Source organism: Pseudoalteromonas sp. P1-9, from assembly GCF_001399975.1.
Classification (GTDB): Bacteria; Pseudomonadota; Gammaproteobacteria; order Enterobacterales; family Alteromonadaceae; genus Pseudoalteromonas.
On sequence record NZ_LKBD01000004.1, the window covers coordinates 67,790 to 82,515 of the forward strand.

General features: G+C 39.1%; 16 protein-coding genes. 1 reads left to right on the forward strand and 15 read right to left on the reverse strand.

Annotated elements, in window-relative coordinates; all coding sequences use genetic code 11:
• Positions 1 to 7: 7 nt before the first annotated feature.
• From AN214_RS04065 to AN214_RS04105, 9 genes are read right to left on the reverse strand one after another with little or no spacing between them, the layout of a single operon-like run.
• The gene (locus AN214_RS04065) at positions 8 to 754 is read right to left on the reverse strand and encodes a WbqC family protein (protein ID WP_054978527.1); all 747 of its coding nucleotides are present in this window, start codon (positions 752 to 754) and stop codon (positions 8 to 10) included.
• The gene (locus AN214_RS04070; protein ID WP_152960703.1) at positions 751 to 1,383 is read right to left on the reverse strand and encodes a trans-aconitate 2-methyltransferase; all 633 of its coding nucleotides are present in this window, start codon (positions 1,381 to 1,383) and stop codon (positions 751 to 753) included. The genes AN214_RS04065 and AN214_RS04070 overlap by 4 nt, the downstream gene beginning before the upstream one ends.
• Positions 1,380 to 2,315, reverse strand: coding sequence for a DegT/DnrJ/EryC1/StrS family aminotransferase (locus AN214_RS04075; RefSeq protein ID WP_054978528.1), 936 nt, complete (start codon positions 2,313 to 2,315; stop codon positions 1,380 to 1,382). Before AN214_RS04075 ends, AN214_RS04070 begins: the two co-directional genes overlap by 4 nt.
• A complete protein-coding gene (locus AN214_RS04080; protein WP_054978529.1) occupies positions 2,306 to 2,974 on the reverse strand; it encodes a class I SAM-dependent methyltransferase in 669 nt (222 codons plus the stop codon). Before AN214_RS04080 ends, AN214_RS04075 begins: the two co-directional genes overlap by 10 nt.
• Entirely contained in the window at positions 2,967 to 3,926 is a 960-nt protein-coding gene (locus AN214_RS04085) for a hypothetical protein (protein WP_054978530.1), read from the reverse strand. Before AN214_RS04085 ends, AN214_RS04080 begins: the two co-directional genes overlap by 8 nt.
• Positions 3,916 to 5,286, reverse strand: a complete 1,371-nt coding sequence (locus AN214_RS04090) for an NAD(P)-binding protein (RefSeq protein WP_054978531.1) — start codon at positions 5,284 to 5,286, stop codon at positions 3,916 to 3,918. Before AN214_RS04090 ends, AN214_RS04085 begins: the two co-directional genes overlap by 11 nt.
• Position 5,287: 1 nt before the next feature.
• Positions 5,288 to 6,355: a pseudaminic acid synthase gene (gene pseI / locus AN214_RS04095; RefSeq protein ID WP_054978532.1), complete on the reverse strand. Its 1,068-nt coding sequence runs from the start codon at positions 6,353 to 6,355 to the stop codon at positions 5,288 to 5,290.
• A complete protein-coding gene (locus AN214_RS04100; protein ID WP_054978533.1) occupies positions 6,348 to 7,112 on the reverse strand; it encodes a cytidylyltransferase domain-containing protein in 765 nt (254 codons plus the stop codon). Before AN214_RS04100 ends, pseI begins: the two co-directional genes overlap by 8 nt.
• Before the next feature lies 1 nt (position 7,113).
• Entirely contained in the window at positions 7,114 to 8,439 is a 1,326-nt protein-coding gene (locus AN214_RS04105) for an aminotransferase class III-fold pyridoxal phosphate-dependent enzyme (protein WP_082428486.1), read from the reverse strand.
• An 83-nt stretch (positions 8,440 to 8,522) separates the two neighbouring features.
• On the opposite strand from AN214_RS04105, the gene AN214_RS04110 reads away from it, so the two are divergent.
• The gene (locus AN214_RS04110) at positions 8,523 to 9,521 is read left to right on the forward strand and encodes a hypothetical protein (RefSeq protein ID WP_054978535.1); all 999 of its coding nucleotides are present in this window, start codon (positions 8,523 to 8,525) and stop codon (positions 9,519 to 9,521) included.
• Here the strand turns inward: AN214_RS04110 and AN214_RS04115 are convergent.
• From AN214_RS04115 to AN214_RS04140, 6 genes are read right to left on the reverse strand one after another with little or no spacing between them, the layout of a single operon-like run.
• A complete protein-coding gene (locus tag AN214_RS04115) occupies positions 9,518 to 10,009 on the reverse strand; it encodes a GNAT family N-acetyltransferase (RefSeq protein WP_054978536.1) in 492 nt (163 codons plus the stop codon). The two genes, AN214_RS04110 and AN214_RS04115, sit on opposite strands and share 4 nt — an antisense overlap.
• A 21-nt stretch (positions 10,010 to 10,030) precedes the next feature.
• Positions 10,031 to 12,130, reverse strand: a complete 2,100-nt coding sequence (locus tag AN214_RS04120; RefSeq protein ID WP_054978537.1) for a 6-hydroxymethylpterin diphosphokinase MptE-like protein — start codon at positions 12,128 to 12,130, stop codon at positions 10,031 to 10,033.
• Positions 12,131 to 12,139: 9 nt separating this feature from the next.
• The gene (locus tag AN214_RS04125; RefSeq protein ID WP_054978538.1) at positions 12,140 to 12,424 is read right to left on the reverse strand and encodes a hypothetical protein; all 285 of its coding nucleotides are present in this window, start codon (positions 12,422 to 12,424) and stop codon (positions 12,140 to 12,142) included.
• Positions 12,414 to 12,839, reverse strand: coding sequence for a flagellar export chaperone FliS (gene fliS / locus AN214_RS04130; RefSeq protein WP_054978539.1), 426 nt, complete (start codon positions 12,837 to 12,839; stop codon positions 12,414 to 12,416). The genes AN214_RS04125 and fliS overlap by 11 nt, the downstream gene beginning before the upstream one ends.
• A 10-nt stretch (positions 12,840 to 12,849) precedes the next feature.
• Entirely contained in the window at positions 12,850 to 14,244 is a 1,395-nt protein-coding gene (fliD, locus tag AN214_RS04135) for a flagellar filament capping protein FliD (protein WP_054978540.1), read from the reverse strand.
• A 34-nt stretch (positions 14,245 to 14,278) separates the two neighbouring features.
• Entirely contained in the window at positions 14,279 to 14,692 is a 414-nt protein-coding gene (locus AN214_RS04140) for a flagellar protein FlaG (protein WP_054978541.1), read from the reverse strand.
• Positions 14,693 to 14,726 lie beyond the last annotated feature (34 nt).

Below are 14,726 nucleotides of genomic sequence, written 5' to 3' on the forward strand. Positions count from 1 at the left end.
CAATAAACTATAGCTTGCTGATATCATGATAATGAATCGCAGGTTTATGTGCTTGACGAATCAGTGTTAAAGTTTTTTCTGGCCCAAGATTAAATAAGCAATCAATGACACCAAGGTGAGAAATGAAATCACCAAAAAGCTGCTGATAGTGCGGGTGTTCAAAGTTCTGATAAAATACATCGATACCATTTTCAGCAAGTTGACCACCTGGCTGGTGTTGTTCTATATAGGCTTTTGCACCGATTGGCGATAAATAATGAGTTGTCTTTAAGTTTTGACAAATACTCACCAACCTTTGGTCTTTTACCCCTGCTATTCCCACAAGTTCTGAGGCAGTTATAAACTGACTGGATATAGACATATACTCAGATAATAATTTAATTAATCCGATATTAAATTGCCCTAATCGCATTCTGTCTGATGCTAAATAATATGCGCTAAGCTTAGGGAATAATTCATTAAAAAATGGCGCTTTGCGATAACACGCTTCAATACTTTTTAAATGTTTCTTACGCCAAGGATGACCTTTAGCAAACTCCGTAGTATTGATCTTTGCCTCCATGCGCCCATTAGGTGTTGCTACGGCGCATGTTAGCATTAACTCGCCACTAGCACCTTTAATACGATTTCGCACATGCCAATCACTCTTCTCTAGTTTCACATCATCAAGAAAAACAAAAGTGTCTGAGCTATCAATAAGGTCAAAATAGCCAAGCCAAGGTAAATAAGTAGGTTGCATGACACTAACAATCATAACGCTATTGGCTCCGCTTGTTTATTTAGTTGCATGGTAAACTCATAAGGGAAACCACCTTGTTTCGTTACATAATCGTGTTTTAATAAAACATAGGGGGTTAACTGCTTTTTACAGTGTTCAAATAGCGTAAGCGGCGAAATATAAAATAGTTCAGGGTCTTGAAACTCCACAAAATCAGATAAGGCATTAAAAATAACCGAGCGCCTACACGCATTAAAGCTCATTTCAAGTGTATGGCTTAAAAAGGCAAAGTTATCTGCCATCTTATTATTAAAAATGCCACTGATCAGAATATGATCATAATCGTTCGGTAACTGCTGTTTAAAGATATCAAATTCAATAAACTCGGCACGCTTATCATCACTATAAGCTTGCTTTGCAAAATTAATAAACTCGGGCACAAAGTCACAACCTAAGTAACGTCCTTTAAAGCCTTTTTCTCTTAAGTAACCTAACATATCACCCAGCCCACAACCGAGATCAATAATGCTATCATGTTCGTTGATCAAAGCATTAAATATTGCAAATCTAACTTGTTGAGATGCCTTTGAAACATGTTGAACAGCGTTATGGCTGGCACCATGTTGTTGATATAGCTTTTGGTAATAGGCTTTTAAATCTGTCATTTTAATGGGTACTCATTAATACATTGCACCATAGCATCCAACTCTTGTTGCGTCGTTTGATGACGGACAAACAAGTTAATCATTTCGCTACCGATACGCTGCGCATTTGGACAGTTCGCCGCGGTTTGTAAATCACTTAAGCTTTTATAATGTGATGTAAAAATAACATTATTATTTGCAGCATATGCTAAAAACTGAGACCTATTTTTAACTAGAAGCGGATAACGCCAATACACTAACTCATCGTTATACGGCATTTTCGTAAATGCCGGGTGCACTATTTCCCGCTGTAAAAACGCAATATTCTGTTTACGTTGAGCGATATATTTAGGCAAAGACTCCAGTGCAGAATTGAGCTCTGGCAGAATCGATATTTCATCAAAGCGGCTCATATTATTGCCCGAGAGAAATTGATTAAGTGATACCGCAAACTTTTTACTATTGACGAGTACAGCGCCGCCATAACCTAAATTGATTGGCTTATCATAACCAAAACTTAATACAGAAAAATCTCCAAAGCTTCCGAGTGCTTTACCGTTAAAGTAAGCGCCATAGGCAAGGCAGGCGTCTTCGATTAGAATCAGCTGCTTGTTATTTGCATACGCAGTTATTGCTTCAATATCACAATAGTGGCCATAGCCATGCACAGCAATAATAGCCGAGACCTGTTCGTTATAAACAGCATCAATATGCTCTACTTCCATCGACAATGAGATTAGAGATACATCAGCAAGCACAACATCGAAGCCTGCAAGTTGAATTGCAAAGAGTACAATCGGGCAGCAACTAGCAGGCATTATTACCTTGCTATTTGGCTTTATTTGCGCAGCATGCAAGGCAGCTATAATTGCCATACTGCCAGAGCGCGTCAATATCGCATGCTGGCGTTGACACATGCTTGCCAAACGCTGCTGCGTCTTACCTAAAGCCACAAGCGGATATCCTTTCGATAAGCCGAAAGGGCAAAATCACTCGGTTGAGAAAGCACTTCATATTTTTTTACTAAGGGTGAAACGGCTGCCTGTAATTGCGTTAAGTCATAAAAGCGCCACTGAGAATAACGATGAATATAAGGTATTTTCTGTTCGTATTCTAAGTTACTACCAGATTTAATTACTACTTCGAACTCTGCATCAAGTACATCACCAATCAAGATTACACCTCCGGGCTTAACTACGCGGATCATTTCTTTGATTACTTCAATGGCATACTCTTGGCTTGGAAAATAATGAAAAATGCTGTAGCTCAATAATTTGTCAAATGCATTTTTATCAAATTTAAGTGATGTCGCTTCGCCACAATAGAACTCGCTATGAGGCAATAATTGTTGCGCTTTATCAATCATGGCTTGTGCGTAATCAACACCCGAAACAGTTGCACATTGAGCTGCTAATTTAGATAATAACAACCCGCTACCACAGCCCACATCAAGTAGTGAGTCACTTTGTACGAGATTAAGCTTTTGCTTTACATCTAACGCAAGCTGCTGCCAGCTTTCATCGCTTTGAGGGCGTCCGACTTGTACTTTAAAATCATCAGATGAACTTGCTTGCTGTTGCCATTCAGACTGTTTTTTTAGAAATTCACTCATCACTTACCTCTAATATTTTTTGCGCTAAATGGCGTGTAGAGTCAATGCTAAACGTTGATTTTTGCTTTTCAAATTGATGTCTAAATTCATCGCTTAAAAACAAACTCAATCGATTTTCCAATTCCGTTTGCTCTGTTGCTGTAGAAAGACCTAAATCATAACATAAGCCAGCCTCAGCCAATATTTCGGTATCGAGTTGCTGTTGTTTTGTTTGTGAGAAGGCTGCGTTAGGCAATAAGCAAAAACCCGCTTCATATTTCGTCAGACCACCGCCTGAAATCACCATATCAACTTTGCAATATAAGCCTGCCATATCATCAACAAAATTTAATTGCGTTAATCGGTTATTTTTACAATCAAATGCACATTGCTCACTGGCCACTAATATAACTCGCTTACCATTTACTAAGTTATCAAGCGCACATAGCAAACGAGCGGCAATTTTATGCCTGTCATGTGCGCCAATAAACAATAAGATTGAACTAATCTCTCTCGCTGCACTTTCTATTTTTAAAGCGTGTGCACGCACTGCTTTCAAGTCTTCATGAAATGGAAAGTAATTAAGGTCCAATAGGTGACGCTCGCTAACCTGACATAGTGAAGCCGCCTGATAGCGAAAATTAACGATTCGTTTAATAAATTCAAAATTATACTGATCAAAGTCATCAATGATTACGAGTTTTGCACCCGCATCATGTAACTCTTTTAATTCAACGTGCGTAAAATGATAATCATCGCAAACAATGATTGGATGTGAGCACAGTGGTAGTTGAGATAGACATGCAAATCCAGATTGTTCAAGACGAGAACGTGCAAATACATCAAACTGACCATAAAAAGCCAAGCTCGCACTTAATTTTTGTAACGCCAAAGCGAGATTAAAGCAGCGCGAAAAATGTCCTAATCCCGTTTTTTGTGTGCCATGACAATAAATAATGACATCAAAACTCACTACAGAATTCCTGTATTTCTTGCTGCGCTAATTTAAGCACATCACCTTGCAACCAACATCGGCCACTAAAGCGACCGGACAAAATAAAATTATCAAAATGCTGAGTTAATTGTTGGTAATGAGCATCCGTCAATTTTGCAAAATCATGGGTGGGTACTGGAAATGTATTATGTATAGTCTGCTTCAGACTCGATAATACTTGTGTACTTTCTGCTATAAGTCCCATCGCTTTTAAGTCTTTTAGACCTTGTTCTAGGCTAATCTCTGACGCGCCTTCTTTACTGCTTAAAATTTCAGCTGTTAGCTGATATTGCTTATTTTTACGAATATTATGGTACAAGGTGATTCTGAAGATTGGCGAACACGCGTCCCAATTCCACAAATAGTGTGCAATATCATTATTAGGTTTAGTATCAAGTGTATAATGCAGTAAATTAGCCGTTCTAAAACTAATTGGTGCCGTTGCAATCTCTAACTGTGCGGCTTTTAAAGCAAAAATGGGCGGCGCACTCCAATACACCAACTGGCAATCTAACACTTGCCCATCACTTAACTGCACACTGGTAATTACCTTGGCTTTACTATTTATTTTTACCACTTGCTGTGAGGTGAGAATCTCGACGCCAACTTTTTGCGCTTTGGCAGTCAGTTTATTAATCCATACTTCTGCGCCACGCTCCCCTTTTGGGTAATAGTACTCAGGTAATAAAACGCCTTGTTCTGCTAACAAGGTTTCATATTCTGCTGCACTGTGAAAACCAAGTTTGCTATCAAAACTTGGATGTGTTTTTAACACTTGAGTTGTTGCTTTATCAAATGCTTTTATTCGGCCAGCACCAAAGTAATTCACCCCAGTTCGCACCGCAAGGGAGGCGCAATCTACCTCACTACCATATAGCTTTTTAATTATTGGCTCAGCAAGATGCTGATAGAATGTCGGACCTAGTGTTGAATTTAAATAAGCTTCGATACTGCTTGAATCAGGAGTATCTACCAATTGCATAAACTCACCAACCCCTTGTTGGTACAAAGCAGCTGGTAACTTACGGGCATCAATTGTTTGCGTCGTGTTATCCCAACTACCTGCAAAGTAGTTGCCTGTGACTAAAGGCGATAGAGCATGCCAATTTTCACTAAGGTCCTGCTCGTCAAATAGAATTTCATCTATTTCTGCGACCCCTGTTTTTTCAGGAATGTGTGTACCTTGATCGTAGCTATTGCCAAGCTCATCTGAGACGCTCGATAACAAGCCACCTAACTGATCACCTTGCTCAATCAAATACACTGAGTCGAAATGCTTTTTTAGTAAGATAGAAGCTGTTAAGCCACTGATCCCACCACCAACAACGCATGCTTTCATTCTACTTCTCCGTCAAACCCGTTACCACATCAAAGGTAACACGATCACCGTGAGAAACATCTCGGGCGACGGTTTTACCTAGAACATCATCATAGTATTGGGTATGTAAGCCAAACCCCGGCCGTACCGATTGAATATCTTTTTCTGTTATCACAGCGCCAGCGTTTAAATCTCGGCAAAAATACAGTGAACGTCTAGCAAGAATGTTTTTCTGTGCAGACTGGGTGATCGTATAGTTGACTGTACCTATAGCTTGTTCAGCATCCCTAACCGCATCTACCAATTGTTTAAACTCTTTTTCATCGAGTGAAAAAAACGCATCTACCGAATCATCTGATTTATCTAAGATAAAGTGCTTTTCTATAATCTTGCCACCTAAAGCAATGCTAGCAATTGGTGACACTAATCCTAGGGTATGGTCTGACAAGCCAGAAACACAATTGAAGCGTGTCGCAATATCCGCGATAGTTGCTAAATTACATTCCGAAAACGGCGTAGGGTAAGCCGTTGTACATTTTAAAATAGCAAGTTGCTCGCAGCCATTTTGTCTAAGGGTATCAACAGCCAGTTCAATATCACTTAGTTCAGCAATACCTGTCGATAGAATAATAGGTTTGCCAGTACTGGCAACCTTCTTCAATAATGGGATATCTGTAATCTCTGGCGAGGCAATTTTATAGACTGGTGCGTCGAGCGATTCGAGCAAATCAACTGCACTGGCATCAAATGGGGAAGAGAAAATATCTAAACCGATTTTTTTGGCTTCTGCAAATAAGGTTTCATGCCATTGCCAAGGTGTATAGGCTTTTTCATACAGCGAGTACAGTGAAACATGTTCCTGCCACGGGTTATCTGAAGGCAAACAAAAATCAGGCTTAGTTGAATTAAGTGTAATGGTCTCAGCACGATACGTTTGAAGTTTAATGGCATCTGCACCCGCAGCTTTTGCCGCATGTAATATTTCAATCGCCTTGTCTAAGTTGCCTCCGTGGTTAGCAGACATTTCAGCAATAATATAGCAAGGTTCATTAGCACCAATATCTCTACGATTTATTATAAACTTACTCATTTACATTCCCACTTATTTCTTGCTGTAGAGATATTGCTAACCCTTCATTACGTGTTATATGCTGGTTTATTGCTTTAACTTCAGGGTGGCAATCGAAATACGCTTTAACCGCAGCATAATCCATATTAGCGATGTCCTTATTGCTTTGATACAAGGTCGCTATAACTTGCCAGTCTTCGAGCGTATCTAAGGTGTAGCGATAGTGACTATCGTCGTGCTTATTTGCCAACTCAACACAATTAAATTGATTTTCATTATTTTCATAGAAATGCAAGGTTACATGCTCTTGCTCAGATGGGCGCAGCTTATTGATATCAAGCTTTGCCAATAAGCTTGCCTTAACAACTTCACAATCAACGCCTTCGGCAAATTGCTCACTTAAGTAAGCATAATCTGCCGCTTGCGAGTTAAAGTAGTCGATTAATTGGTCGCATATTTCGGCATCAAGTAAAGGGCTATCACCGGTTATGCGCACAATGGTATCGCATGGGTAATGGTGTAACGCAGCCTGAAAACGTGCTAGTACATTGACCTCATCACCTTGAAATACAGCAACACCATGAGATTTAAGGTAGTCAACTAACGCTTTATTCTCAGGTTTAGTTGATGTAAGCACGACAATATTATCGATTCGTTTGCACTTTTCTAAACGCTGCACTATGTGCATAATCACTGGCAACCCATTGAGAGATTTCATAACCTTGCCCGGCAGCCTTGACGATCCCATTCTTGCCTGGATAAATGCGGTCGTGCCCATGTTAATTGAGCCTCTGGAAGCCACTGTGGCACACTTGATGCTCCAGCAAGGTCTCAAGCGCAATCCCGTTATCCATTGCCTGCTTAATAAATATAAATACGTCTTTTACCGCTGCTAAGTATTTATCGACAAGCTCTGGTGTATGGGCAATCGATAAATAGATCACATTGCTGGCTAAGAAACCTCGCTTTAGCATTTCTTGTGTAAAGAGCGTTTTGGTCGCCAGCGGCTCTTCCCCTGGAAAAATAAATATTGGCACACTATCGATACCAATAATACCTAGTTCAAAGCCTGTTTCATCAATAATGGCTTCAAGCCCAGCTTTTAGGTACTGCCCTATTTGATTAAGCTTCTCAGGAACGTGCTCTTTTTCAAACACTTCTAGCGTTTTAAGTGCGGCAACGAAGCCGACACGTTCAGTCCAATATGAACTACTAATAAACGACAATTGCGCCGCATCCATTACATTATGCTTACCAATAACCGCACCGATAGGGTGACCATTGCCTAGCGCTTTGCCAAGCACACAAATATCTGGTTCAATATCCCATAATAAATGTGACGCTCCGGTATTTAAACGAAAGCCAGAAGAGATTTCATCAAACACTAGTACAATATTATGCTGATCACAAAGGGCTCGAATTTCGCGAATGAATGCAAGATCAGGTTGGCCGTGACGAAATACTTCCATCATCACAACTCCCAAACGATCGCCGTGTTTTTCAATAATTTGCTTAAATCTGGCAATATCGCCCTCTTTGAAGGGTACAACCGAGCCACCAAGTTGCTGCGGCACACCTGCCGGTTGAAGACCTGGCAGTAATTGTTCATCAAGGTTATCTTTATCAACAATGTTGGTTGCTAAATACCAATCATGCCAACCATGATAGCCACAAAACGCGACCATATCGCGTTTTGAATACGCCCTTGCAATACGAATCGCTAGCGCACAAGATTCTCCCCCAGTGCGGGTAAAACGCGCCGCTCCTGCCCAAGTATGCATTGCTAACAGTTTTTCAGCTAATGCTACTTCTTCTGGACAGTTTAAACTCGCCATACTACCATTTTGGATTGCATCAACAACCGCTTGAGTAATCTCAGGGTGTGCATAACCTAAAGAACTTGTTCCTATTCCCATAATCGAGAAATCATAATAGTGATTATCGTCTAGATCCCATACTTCACAACCGTTTGATTTGCTATAATAAGCAGGCCAAGCTTCGGGTAAAAACATTTCTGCACGCTTTGACAGCAACTGATTGCCACCTGGAATGATTTGTTTTGCACGCTGCCAAAGCTTAGCGCCTGAATTTTCTTTAAGAGACAAAGTAAAAGCTCCACAATACATTGTTTTTCAAGAGATCATCTGCAATATTTACACCAGCATGATATCTTTTAAGTGTAATAATAATGACAGCAATTAAAAAGCGCTTATTTATATTCGTATGCGATATTGGCGCCGCGCAAATCATCAGAACTGTGTTTAGTAAGTTATCGGCGAAGTTTGCGATAAGTTTATGTGTAAGCCAAAGTGCCACAAACTATTTTCAAAACTATCCTAATATTCCTCACAAAGTAACAAAAACAAGTGATGAAGCACTCGTGCAACTTAAAACCATTCAACCCGAGCTTGTCTTACTCGGCACGAGCAATCAAAATCAAATTGAGCCTCACATTATCAAAGCCGCAAGACAACTCAAAATTAAAACCGTTGCTTTTGTTGATCAGTGGCAAAATTATCAGGTTCGTTTTAAGCAATTTAATAAGTTTGTTTTACCAGATAAAATAATTTTACCCGACAACAACGCTATACAAGAGTTTAAAAAGGAGGTAGGTGACCACGGTGACCTGGCCTGTGGTGGACAACCCTATTTAAGATCATTGACATTAAGGCCATCTGCAAGAAAAGTAAAAAAGCAACAGGCTAAGACTTTATTTATTAGCGAGCCGATAAGTAGCACCTTAAACCGCCAACAAATTCAACAAATTTACGGGTATGATGAGAAAGTAACATTCTTTGCAATTTTGAAAGTTTTAAGGCATTTACGGGCTAAACAAACGTTAAGTGTCAAACTTCATCCTAAAGAAAACAAACTAAATCGGACAAAATCGGCTTATCATTGCCGCTATAACTCGTTTAGTCATCAACAGTTAATGCAATATGATTTAGTTATTGGGATGGCATCCACTGTGTTATTAGAAGCCTATATACTCGGGTTAAACGTTTACGTTTTTCAACCACAGGCAAGTTCACAATTTGATCATTGTATGCTAAGCCGGTATGGGTACTTAAGGCGATGTACGACAAGTAGAGACTTACTGTTATCAATAAGACAAAGAGTTAGAAAAAACAGACGTTTGGATTTCTTAAAGATTCGCGATGACAGGTTTATATCTACAATAAGCTAATTAACGCGGTTGAGATCAAGGCTCATATATAGCCCGTCTGGCGTTTCTTTATAGTTTACAAAGCCAAGCTTTTTATATGCTTGCACTGCCGCTATATTCTCCTGCTCAACCCCAAGTAATATACGGTTAATACCGTAATGCTCTCGTAAGTAAATTGAGGACGCCATAATCACTTCACCCGCAACCCCTTTTCCTCGCCAATCCTTCTCTCCAATTAGGATCCCCATAGTCGCTTGCGCTTTTGAGCTTTCAATCGGCTCATACTTAATATTTCCAATGTGTGAACCATGATAAAAAATACCTAAAAATAAGCATTTTTCATCCGCTCGCTTTGCTGCAATATAGGTTTTTAATTCTTCAAGTGAGTGTGCAAGCGTAACAATAAACTGCTGAGTGTGCGGATCAGCAAACCAACTCAAATAATGCTTAGTGGCATGGTTAGGGGTTAATTCAATTAGCTCGAAACGTGGTGTCACAATCGGTCGCATAATATTCCCAATTGCCTGTTTTTATACGGAAGGCTTGCTATAGTCAAAACTATAGTCACTGAGTTTATGCCAACGTTCACGGTAATTTTGTGGTGCATCCTTTAAAAACGCAATCCATAAATTAAGTGTTTGTTTATAAAACGGCATAATTTCTTTTTCATCGCCAAAATTATATAACGTACTTAACAATACAGATGAAGTATAAAGAGCTTCCCCCTCCAAAATTAAGTATAAATGAACATAACGGCCACCAGTTTTGAACGAGTAAAGATAGCGTAAACTTTCTAATAGATTGGCTAAGGCGTCGCTACGGTTATGCATTGGTTTTTCTAAAAACTCTACCATCATGCCACACATTTCAGTAAACACATCAAAGTCCAAAAGTGCCTCAAGATTAAGGTCCGTATCAATTTCTTTAAAGGATGATGTCTTGATAGTATCGATTACTGCACGCTTATCACCTGAGTGGGTTAATAAGATATCACTTGAACGAAGTGGAATTGTATTTTCAATATAAGTACCGTCACTGCAATTAAAGCAGGCCAAACCTGTTCCTTGAAATGACTGTAATAAGCGCTCCATTTGTTCTTTACCGGTATGCATAAAGTGGTCTGTAATTACTGACTCGGCAAAGTTACCTTTGACGCGTATTTCTTTACCCATTTTCAATGGTTTATGTACCGTAGAACCAGACTGATTATAATAATAACTTGATTTAGAGTGATGATGTTCTGGGTCCACATAGCCGTTATCTACCCCAAATAGGTAGATTTGCTTAAATCGCATGGCCGTAAAAAAACTTAATGCCGTATTACCTACTAAAGGATTACAATAACCAATCGTCGGTGTAATGGTCTTATGTTTTAAAAACTCACCTAAATGGAATAAACTCGTACCTGCTTCGTTGCCTTTTAACGCAACACCACACCAACCAAATAAGTCCAGCACGTCTGGGTACATCACATTTAAAACTAAAAGATTTATTTGTTCACGTTGCTCATCTGTTAACATGTAACTCAAAAAATCATAAGTAGCTTTAGTTCGTTCAAGAGCAACATGGAAATCAGGAATAATACCATGCTGGATGAGTGCAGTTGACGCTGAATTACAAGCAACCACAATGACCTTATCTTGAAATGCTTTTATTGTTCCAATGTCATTATCAAGCGATGGTCCGTTAGCGACAATAAAGATTGGATAGTCTGAAATATCCTTTGGCACATGTAAGTCCCGCGCTATAACTGAAATATCTTTTTCTGTGTTTTTAACCGTATGAGCAATACTCAGCAATGCATCATCATAAAACCCCCACCCCATAAAAAACTGATGGAAATTCAAACGTATTTCCGCAATCAAATCATTCACTTTTTTTGATGGGTAGTGCTGATAAAAATATGAGTGAGCAATACTATAAGCACCTATGTTTTGTGCCCTTTGATACAAGGTTTCGTATAGTTCATCTTCATGCACACCGATACCTAAATAGAGTGAGCCACCTTGTTCATCGACAGTTAAAAGAAATCGTTTCCAATCGAAAGTGAATAAACTAGCAAAAAAGTAGTCCTCGTTAGGTTCAAAAATACTAATGTAAGCTGCAGTTGTTGCTTCTATTAACGATTGAAGGTGATAACCAAGACCTACACCAAAAATAACAAGGCTTGGTATATGCTTGTCTACTTTATTGTTAACCTCAAGAGACTCTTTAGCTTGATTGTAAACTGCGCCAATATTGCGCATCAAATCGACGTGTAGAAAATTTGTTTCATTGACCAAATGCTCTACAGCAGATTGATTAATACGGCTTAGTTCTGGTTTAGCCAGTGAGGTTTTCACTTGCTGAGCAACCTGCGTTACTGGATTATCAGAATACATAGGGACTGCAGTATCATAATCGATCAGGTTTGCCGTTCCATTCGCATTCACAAAAAGGTTAAATTTTTCTGAAGGGTTATGCGTCAAAAATTTGTCAAATATATCTGGGAAGTACTCTTTAAACGCTAACATATTATTTTCAAACATTAGGTTTCCACGTTCAGCAAAAAGCGCTTCTTGTTCTATTCTCCCTTGGTTATCACTTAATGTTTGTGTTAGTTGGTCGATTTGCTGTTCTAAAGAGGCCATATTAAAAATCTATTTGTATTGAGTATATTTGGATATTTTTGCGCTGTTACGCTTGAATTTTGTAATGTCAGAGGCAACTAGCTTTTTTTCTTCTTGCAATACTTGAACCAAGTCTTGATATGAATCAAGTTGAGATTCTAATCGCTGTAACTGTTCGGCAGAAATATTTTTTTTCTGTAGTTCAGAAGTAAAACACGCTTTGAATTGAGCCGACAGCTCATGACAGAGCTGAAGGTTATTGTCTTGGATGGCTGTTGTCAGCTGTGACAACACATCTTCAAGTTTAGCCTGCATGAGCATCGGCTTGAGAACTCATCACTTGCTCTCTCACTTCCACAGGAATTGCATCCCAACCTGATTTGATTTCTTTCACTAAAGATGACACTTCTTCAACGATTTGCGCATCATTATTCATACTAGCATCGAGCAATCTATCAAGCATATATGAATACAATGCATATAAGTTTTCGATGACTTCCCCACCGACTTCAAAATCTAAACAACTGCGAAGTCCTTCTATAATTGCACTTGCACGAGATATATGCTCTGCTTTTGCTTCTAAGTTATTACGCTCAATAGACACTTTTGCCATTACCAGCTTTTCAATTGCACCTGCCATTAGCATTTGAATAATTTGATAGCGATCAGCACCAGCTACCTTCGTTTTAAGTGCTTCTTTTTGATAGTTCTTTACTTTAGCGTTATACATAAATTACCCTTTATTTTTTAGACGACGTAAACCCAGGTAAACTAGCCAACTGAGCGCTGAGATAAGATTGTGTTGATTGCATCTCTGCCAATAGTACATCAAGTGATGAATACTGTTTACGCAACCTTACCTCAAGCTGCTCCATTCTATATTCGTGATTTGCAACATCATCTTCAAGATCATCAAGTTGTAAGTTTAACGATGACTCTCGTTCTTTGATAATGCCTTTTGAATCAATATAGTTGTCAACCAACCCTTGAAACGCACTCGCGATACCATTTTCACCAGCAAAAACCTCGCCAACTTGATCATAATAGTCATCCAGAGACTCGTTAACACTGCGAACTAATGATGATTTTTCAAGATACCCTTCTTTATCAATACCTAAACCAATATCAAATAAGGTTTCAAATGGTTCAACACCTGACAGAGCTGTTGATAAGGAATTATTTAATTGGTTTTGTAACGCTCGCATGGACGCATCACCATTCAATGGATTGCCGATACGCGTTTGAAAACCAATGTTGCCAATCAAGTTATTGTAATTAGCAATGAACTCATCAATCAAAGCGTTAACTTCTGTTTTATCATAGCCAACTGTAATTCGAGCAGTATCGTTATTGTCACTGACCTGCTTGGCAGTGATAGTCATATCTTGCACCGCATCGGTAAAGGTATTCGAGTCGTTTGTAACAGTGATACCATCAACTTTAATGATGGCATCTGTAGCTTGATCAGTTGCAGCGATTGCAAGCCCTCCTGCACCACCGGCATTAGCTACTGTGGAAACCGCATCAAGCTCAGCGATATCATTGCTTACAACGAGATCATTTCCAAGACCAGTCTTGTTGGAAGTCAGTACTAATTTTGATTCGGTACCAGTATTTATAATGTTTGCAACCACGCCAAAATTTAAATTTTCATCATTAATTGCATTTCGAACATCCTCAAGTGTTGCACCAGCATCAAGGACAACATCAAAACTTGAGCCACCAGCTGCAAAACTTAACGTGCCACCCGATGCTGTTACTACATCGGTGCTCGCACTGAATCCTGTATTTGAAACGGCACGACTACCTTGGGCTAATTGCACAACTTCAATATCAAATTTACCTGCCGTAGAGTTTTTAGTTGTACTCACACCAATGATTTCGCCTGAGGAAGGCTGAGTAATAGAGGCAGTCCGCTTGTTAAAGTTATCGATGTCGCTTAATTTTTTAACCGTTGATTCAAACTGAGAAATGGCAGAACTGATAGTATCTATCGAGCTCAACTCTTTTTGAAGTGACTCTTCTTTTGTCGCGAAAGCTTGAAGTTTAGGAATATTCTCAGCGTCAAGGGAAGCCTTAATAATACTTTCCAAATCTAAACCGGAGCCGACTCCTGCGGATGTGATACTCGCCATATTCCAACCTCTCTAAAATTCACTTCAATCCACTCTAAACAGAATCGTTAAATAAGATCCCCGTTTGAGTATTTAACTTATCGGCCAAATTCTCAAAAGCTTTAGCAACTTCCCGTATCTCCTTAGGTGGGATCTCACGAATTACTTCATCATTTGACTTATCAATTACTTTTACCACAGGTGGTTCACCTAACTCATCAAATTCGAAAATTAGATTTGTTGAGCTAACAGGTATAAAGTCATTAATCTTTTTTAAATTATCTTTTATTTCTTCAAAAAAACTTTTATCTTTTAACGCCGCTGTACTTTCATCAGGTCGCAACAACGTTTGAGTTAAGTTTTTTTCATCTTTAGCACGATCCGTACCAACAACGGGTTTAGTTTCTTGAGCTACAGGTGCGTTATTAGTATCGAATACACTCGTTAACGGTTCTTGAATAGTATTCATAACAAAGTCCTCTTTTCACAAGTATAGCTTAAGC

Coding starts and splice junctions, on each gene's coding strand:
- AN214_RS04065 (WP_054978527.1), bottom strand. CDS start 754: ATGATTGTTAGTGTCATGCAACCTACTTATTTACCTTGGCTTGGCTAT.
- AN214_RS04070 (WP_152960703.1), bottom strand. CDS start 1,383: ATGACAGATTTAAAAGCCTATTACCAAAAGCTATATCAACAACATGGT.
- AN214_RS04080 (WP_054978529.1), bottom strand. CDS start 2,974: ATGAGTGAATTTCTAAAAAAACAGTCTGAATGGCAACAGCAAGCAAGT.
- AN214_RS04090 (WP_054978531.1), bottom strand. CDS start 5,286: ATGAAAGCATGCGTTGTTGGTGGTGGGATCAGTGGCTTAACAGCTTCT.
- pseI (WP_054978532.1), bottom strand. CDS start 6,355: ATGAGTAAGTTTATAATAAATCGTAGAGATATTGGTGCTAATGAACCT.
- AN214_RS04100 (WP_054978533.1), bottom strand. CDS start 7,112: ATGGGCACGACCGCATTTATCCAGGCAAGAATGGGATCGTCAAGGCTG.
- AN214_RS04110 (WP_054978535.1), top strand. CDS start 8,523: ATGACAGCAATTAAAAAGCGCTTATTTATATTCGTATGCGATATTGGC.
- AN214_RS04115 (WP_054978536.1), bottom strand. CDS start 10,009: ATGCGACCGATTGTGACACCACGTTTCGAGCTAATTGAATTAACCCCT.
- AN214_RS04120 (WP_054978537.1), bottom strand. CDS start 12,130: ATGGCCTCTTTAGAACAGCAAATCGACCAACTAACACAAACATTAAGT.
- AN214_RS04125 (WP_054978538.1), bottom strand. CDS start 12,424: ATGCAGGCTAAACTTGAAGATGTGTTGTCACAGCTGACAACAGCCATC.
- fliS (WP_054978539.1), bottom strand. CDS start 12,839: ATGTATAACGCTAAAGTAAAGAACTATCAAAAAGAAGCACTTAAAACG.
- fliD (WP_054978540.1), bottom strand. CDS start 14,244: ATGGCGAGTATCACATCCGCAGGAGTCGGCTCCGGTTTAGATTTGGAA.
- AN214_RS04140 (WP_054978541.1), bottom strand. CDS start 14,692: ATGAATACTATTCAAGAACCGTTAACGAGTGTATTCGATACTAATAAC.